Here is a 5,850-nt window from a genome sequence, read left to right on the forward strand (position 1 = left end):
GGCGGATCCCTCAGGCGGGGACGGGCGCCACGCGGGTGCCGGACAGTGCGGCCAGGGAGGCCAGGGAGGCCACGATCTCGTCGCTCCTGGTCTTCGCGTCGCCGAAGAGCATGGCGGTGTTCTCGCGGAAGAAGAGCGGGTTCTGCACACCGGCGTATCCGCTGGCCATCGAACGCTTGAAGACGACGACGTTCGCGGCCTCCCAGACCCGCAGCACCGGCATGCCGGCGATCGGGCTGCCCGGGTCGTCCATGGCGGCCGGGTTGACGGTGTCGTTGGCGCCGATGACCAGGACGACGTCGGTGGTGGCGAAGTCGTCGTTGATCTCGTCCATTTCGAGCACGATGTCGTACGGCACCTTGGCTTCGGCGAGCAGGACGTTCATGTGGCCCGGCAGACGGCCGGCGACCGGGTGGATACCGAACCGCACGTCGACGCCCCGGGCTCGCAGGGTGCGGGTCAGCTCGGCGACCGGGTACTGCGCCTGGGCCACCGCCATGCCGTATCCGGGGGTGATCACCACCCGGGAGGCGCCGGCCAGCAGTTCGGCGGTTTCGTCCGCGTTGGTCTCGCGGTGTTCGCCCTGTCCGCCGTCGCCACCGCCCGCGGGCGCCTCGATCCCGAACCCGCCCGCGATGACGGAGACGAAGGAGCGGTTCATGGCCTTGCACATGATGTACGAGAGATAGGCACCCGACGAGCCGACCAGCGCGCCGACGACGATGAGCAGGTCGTTGTCGAGCAGGAAGCCGCTCGCGGCAGCCGCCCACCCGGAGTAGCTGTTGAGCATGGATACCACCACGGGCATGTCACCGCCGCCGATCGAGGCGACCAGGTGCCATCCGAACAGCAGCGCGATCGCGGTGACGGCGATGACCGGCCAGAGCGCCGGCTCGGCCACGAAGACGACGGTGAGCACGACGAAGGCGAGCAGCGCGCCCAGGTTGAGGAGGTTCTTCCCGGGGAGCACGAGCGGGGCGGACTTGATCCTCGCGCTCAGCTTGAGGTTGGCGACGATCGAGCCGGTGAAGGTGACCGCTCCGATGAAGATGCCGAGGGAGACCTCGGCATGATGGATGCTCAGGAGGGTTCCGGAGAAGCCGCCTTCACCATTGCGCTCGACCTCGATGTAGGAGGCCCAGCCGACCAGCACTGCGGCGAGTCCGACGAACGAGTGGAGCAGCGCGATCAGTTCGGGCATGCCGGTCATGCGTACCACGCGGGCGCGCCACAGCCCGATGGCGGCGCCGACGACCAGGGAGATGGCGAGTACGAGCGCGGTCGAGCCGCGCACCGAGCTTTCGTGGAGGGTCAGTTGGATGGTGGCAGCCAGGGCGACGACCATGCCGGCGACGCCGTACGTCCAGCCCTGCCGTGCAGTCTCGTGCTTGCTCAGGCCTGCCAGCGAGAGGATGAAGAGCAGTGCGGCGACGAGGTAGGCCGCGGTGGAGATCGAGGCTGCGGTCACGTCAGTTCCCCTTGCTGAACATGGCGAGCATGCGGCGCGTCACCGCGAAGCCGCCGACGATGTTGACGGAGGCGAGCAGGGTCGCGAGGCCGGCCAGCGCCTGGATGACGTGCCCGCCGAGCCCGACCTGGACCAGCGCTCCGACGACGATGACTCCGGAGATGGCGTTGGTGACGCTCATCAGGGGCGTGTGGAGGGCGTGGTGGACCTTGCCGATGACGTAGTAGCCGATGACGATCGCCAGGGTGAGTACGGTGAAGTTCTGCGGGATCGGATCCGGGGCGAAGGCGATCACGAGCCAGAGCAGAGCGATTCCGGTGAGGACGGACGCGAGCTTCGCCACGGCGGGCAGGGGCTTCTTCGCCGGCGCCGGGGCCACCACCGCGGCCGGCGCGGTCGCGGGGGCGGCGCTGACCTGGACGGGGGGCGGTGGCCAGAGTTTCTCGCCCCGTCCGTCCCCGGTGGCGCGGACGACCGTGATGCCGCGCTGGACGGGGTCGTCGAGATCGAGGACGACCTTGCCGTCCTTCTCCGGCGTGAGCAGCTTGAGCAGGTTGACGAGGTTGGTGCCGTACAACTGGCTTGCCTGGGTGGGGAGACGGCCCGCCAGATCGCCGTAGCCGAGGATGGTCACACCGTTGTCCGTGACGATCTTCCGGCCTTCGACGCTGCCCGCGACGTTGCCGCCCTGTGCGACGGCCATGTCGACGATCACGGAGCCGGCCCTCATCGAGGCGACGTCCGCCGCGGTGATCAGTGCGGGCGCCGGGCGCCCGGGGATGAGCGCGGTGGTGATGATGATGTCGACGTCGGCGGCCTGGGTGGAGTAGAGCGCGGCGGCGGCCCTGTCGTACAGGTCCGAGGTGGCCTTGGCGTAGCCGTCGCCGGACTGCTGGGCCTCCTCCTCCACGACGACCGGGAGGTACTCGCCGCCGAGCGATGCGACCTGGTCGGCGACCTCGGGGCGCGGGTCCGTCGCGCGCACGACGGCACCGAGGCTGGAGGCCGCGCCGATCGCGGCCAGGCCGGCGACGCCGGCTCCGGCCACCAGCACCTTGGCCGGAGGGACCTTTCCGGCCGCGGTCACCTGGCCGGTGAAGAAGCGGCCGAATTCGTGTGCGGCCTCGATCACCGCGCGATAGCCGGCGATGTTGGCCATGCTGGAGAGCACGTCCAGGGACTGGGCGCGGCTGATCCGCGGCACGGCGTCCATGGCGAGGACGGTGATGTCCCGTTCGGCCAGGGCGTCCACGAGCCCGGGGTTGAGCGCGGGCGCCAGCAGGCAGACCAGGTAGGCGCCGTCCTTCGGCTTGTCGACGTCGTCCGGCGAGGGGCCGTTGACGCGCAGCACGATGTCCGCGCTCCACGCCTCGTTCGCGGTACCCACGGTGGCTCCGGCCTCGGCGTACGCGAGGTCGGTGAAGGCGGAGAGCTCGCCTGCTCCGGACTCGACGACCAGTTCGTGGCCGAGGGCGATGAACTGTCTGACGGTCGTGGGTGTCGCGGCCACGCGGGTCTCCCCGGTCGGCTCGCGGGTCACTCCGATGCGCATGGAAAGGGCTCCTTCGGGGACGTGGGCCGCCGTGCACGGTCTGCGAGGGGGCGGGGGTCTGATGCTGCCCCGTTCGACCGGGGTGACACCAGACCTTGTCCGGGCGTGGATCGGCACACGGGGAGCGGGTTGACGGCCGTACCCGTCGAGCGGTAGACCGCCGTCGGCGCGGCGACTGCCGACCGACGGGATCCATGCGCCCGGCCTCCGCCGTGGCTTCCGGATTCCAGGGCCTCGCCAAGGGCGCCGGACGTCACTTCGGTGGCGGGGCGGTCCTGCGGACGATGGTGGAGACGGAGGGCGGGTTCCTGTTCGTCCGTTCCGCCGGTTCGAACACCTACCTGACCTCACTCCCCCGGCAGGGCGGCCGGCACCCCTGGTCCGGCGAGTCGGGACGGGATGTGCGTGACCGCGAGCCGGCAACTTCCGTTCACCGGGCAGCGGGTGTCGGTGGGTGTCCCTCACTCTTGGGCCGTCGACCGCCACGACCGCACGGCGCCGGAGCGACTGACGCTCCCGAATGTCCCAAGGAGGAACACCGTTGATGACGGAAGACCATGTGGCCCCGAGCACTTCGCCACCGGACCGCTCCGGGGCCGCGCGCGCGTACGCGAGCCACCGGCCCGGCGTACCGCAGCGGACGGCCGGCTTCCGCACCGCGGCACTCGCGCGGGTGCCCGCCCCGGTGGTTCCGGGCCCGGGAGCGTCGCGTGTCTCGGGGTTCGCCGGCCCGGCGCTCTCCGGCGACCGGCACGCCGCTTTCGAGGGGGACGCCCGTCTGCTCCTCGGCACCCACGCCGCTCCCGGCCCGCTGACCGGGGAGAGCGGGTTCACCGTGCGTCTCGCCCGGCGGCCCGGAGCGCTCGCGTGAGGGGCGAGGCTGCCGGAGAGCAGCCCACGGCCCCGCCCGCCCGGGCGCCCCGGGTCCGTCCCGGGCACGGCCAACTCGTGCTGCCGGGAGCCGGGAACCGGGGCCGGAGCCCGGTGCCCCGTTCGCGCCGCCCGGACGGTGGAGCGATCCGGTCCGCACCGGCCGACACCGACCGGTCCGTCGCCTTGCCCTTGCCCAGGCCCGCCGTTCCCGGGGACGCCGCGGAGATCGCGCGTCTGAGATCGGCGTACGCGTCCTCGGAACCGCTCTCGCCCGAGCGGCTCGCCACGACCCGGACCCTTTTGGCTGCCCGGCTCACCGCGGCCGGCAGTGCGGTGGCCTACGTCGTGGACGCCCCGGAGGGTGGGGGGCTGGCCAGTTGCGCTCTCGCCCTGGTCCATCCCGTGTTCCCGTCGCCCGGCTCCCCGGAAGGGCTCGCGGCGCACGTGGACACCGTCGCCACCGAGCCCGTCCACCGCGGGCGCGGCCATGCCCGCGCGGCGCTGGGCGCCCTGCTGCGGCATCTGCAGGAGCTGGGCGTGAGCGAGTACGCGCTCCACACGGGCGGCGAACCGGCCTCGTTCTACGAGCGGTTCGGCTTCTTCCACGATCCGGCGCTCCTGCGGATGACCAGATCCCCCGCGCGGCGGGCCGTGGACCCCGCGGGTCTGTCGACCGCCCAGTTCACGGAGACGGTCATGCGCGCCACGGGGTTCGCCGGGCTGTACTTCACCGACGAGGACGGCAATCCCCTGCAGCTCCACGCGGTGTACTCCGCCTCGCACCCGTGGCAGATTCCCGGCGGGACGATGGACCCGGGTGAACGCCCCTGGGGTACGGCCGTGCGCGAGTGCCGGGAGGAGACCGCGATCGTCGTGGACGGCCCGCCCCGCAGGCTCCTGGCCGCCGTCTACGGCCTGCCGGGCGCCCAGTGGCCGTACAGCACCTTCGGGTGCGTCTTCGACGGCGGGCGCCTCACCCGCGCCCAGATCGAGGCCGTCGTCCTGGATCCGGCGGAACACGACGAGGTGCGCGTGCTGCCGCTGGAGGAGTGGCGGGACCACATGCCGGACGGTGACTACCGCCGGCTGCTGGCCATCGACGAGGCCCGTCGGTCGGGCCGGACGGCGTACTTCGACACCTGGGACTGGGAAACGGAGTGAAGCGCCGGACGTGACCTGCGGCACTCATGATCGTTCGCAGGGCGTGATCCGTCCGACGGACAGGGATCACTTCCCCCCGCACCAGAGAGACCGGTATCCGCCGCATGAACACCAGCACCCGTCCCGTCGTGAGCCGTACGGCAGTCGCCTTCGCCGTCACCGCCGTCCTCTCCCTGGGGTCCGTGGCCGCTGCCGAGGAACCCCAGGGCTGGAAGGGCGAGGGCGGCCTCACCCTGACGGCCGACGAGAACAACAAGGTCGACACCTATCTGGACCACGCCCGGCAGGCGGAACGCACCATCAGCGTCCAGGTGCGCACCGCCGCCGCGCTGTCGGGTGCCGAGATCATCGGCTTCGACCAGCGCCTGAAGTCGCCCGACTCGCTGAAGCGGAAGGTCGCCACCGCGCTCGGCGAGCGGTCCGGCCGCAATGTCGACACGGTGCTGGCCGGCATCACGGACGCGGTGCGCTACACCGTGCAGTGGCAGGACGCCGCCTACACCGTCGGCGTCACCGACGCCTCGAACACGCTCGACGCCTTCGGCAACGACAGCACCAAGTGGTCGAACACCTGGGGTCGTACGAGCGGGTACAAAGCCCTCAACACCGGTTGGCGGGCTCCCCGTTCCGGCCAGCTGTTCGAGATCCAGTTCCACACGCCCGCCAGCAAGCACGCCCAGGAGGCCACCCACAAGCTGTACGAGGAGCAGCGGCTGCCCTCCACCAGCGCCGCCCGCAAGGAGCAGTTGCAGCGCGAGCAGGACGCTCGCGCTCGAACCAGACCACCGACGTCTGC

General features: G+C 71.5%; 6 protein-coding genes. 4 read left to right on the forward strand and 2 right to left on the reverse strand.

Features of this window, described 5'->3' with window-relative positions:
* Nucleotides 1-10 precede the first annotated feature (10 nt).
* Nucleotides 11-1,468: a Re/Si-specific NAD(P)(+) transhydrogenase subunit beta gene (gene pntB, locus ACFWEP_RS30395; protein WP_387374863.1), complete on the reverse strand. Its 1,458-nt coding sequence runs from the start codon at nt 1,466-1,468 to the stop codon at nt 11-13.
* Nucleotide 1,469: 1 nt separating this feature from the next.
* A complete protein-coding gene (locus ACFWEP_RS30400) occupies nt 1,470-3,020 on the reverse strand; it encodes a Re/Si-specific NAD(P)(+) transhydrogenase subunit alpha (protein ID WP_387374865.1) in 1,551 nt (516 codons plus the stop codon).
* A 194-nt stretch (nt 3,021-3,214) separates the two neighbouring features.
* Here ACFWEP_RS30400 and ACFWEP_RS30405 point away from each other — a divergent pair, with 194 nt between their 5' ends.
* From ACFWEP_RS30405 to ACFWEP_RS30420, 4 genes are all read left to right on the forward strand, one after another.
* Nucleotides 3,215-3,565 (forward strand): roadblock/LC7 domain-containing protein, encoded by a 351-nt coding sequence (locus tag ACFWEP_RS30405; protein ID WP_387374867.1) that lies wholly within the window; start codon nt 3,215-3,217, stop codon nt 3,563-3,565.
* Nucleotides 3,565-3,891, forward strand: coding sequence for a hypothetical protein (locus ACFWEP_RS30410; RefSeq protein WP_387374869.1), 327 nt, complete (start codon nt 3,565-3,567; stop codon nt 3,889-3,891). The genes ACFWEP_RS30405 and ACFWEP_RS30410 overlap by 1 nt, the downstream gene beginning before the upstream one ends.
* A 185-nt stretch (nt 3,892-4,076) precedes the next feature.
* Entirely contained in the window at nt 4,077-5,054 is a 978-nt protein-coding gene (locus ACFWEP_RS30415) for a GNAT family N-acetyltransferase (protein WP_387374871.1), read from the forward strand.
* A 104-nt stretch (nt 5,055-5,158) separates the two neighbouring features.
* The coding region (locus ACFWEP_RS30420) for an ATP nucleotide 3'-pyrophosphokinase (protein ID WP_387374873.1) at nt 5,159-5,850 on the forward strand (692 nt) is incomplete at its 3' end.

The sequence above is a fragment of the Streptomyces sp. NPDC060198 genome (assembly GCF_042728415.1).
In the GTDB taxonomy this organism is placed as follows: Bacteria; Actinomycetota; Actinomycetes; order Streptomycetales; family Streptomycetaceae; genus Streptomyces.

Coding starts and splice junctions, on each gene's coding strand:
- ACFWEP_RS30400 (WP_387374865.1), bottom strand. CDS start 3,020: ATGCGCATCGGAGTGACCCGCGAGCCGACCGGGGAGACCCGCGTGGCC.
- ACFWEP_RS30405 (WP_387374867.1), top strand. CDS start 3,215: ATGCGCCCGGCCTCCGCCGTGGCTTCCGGATTCCAGGGCCTCGCCAAG.
- ACFWEP_RS30410 (WP_387374869.1), top strand. CDS start 3,565: ATGACGGAAGACCATGTGGCCCCGAGCACTTCGCCACCGGACCGCTCC.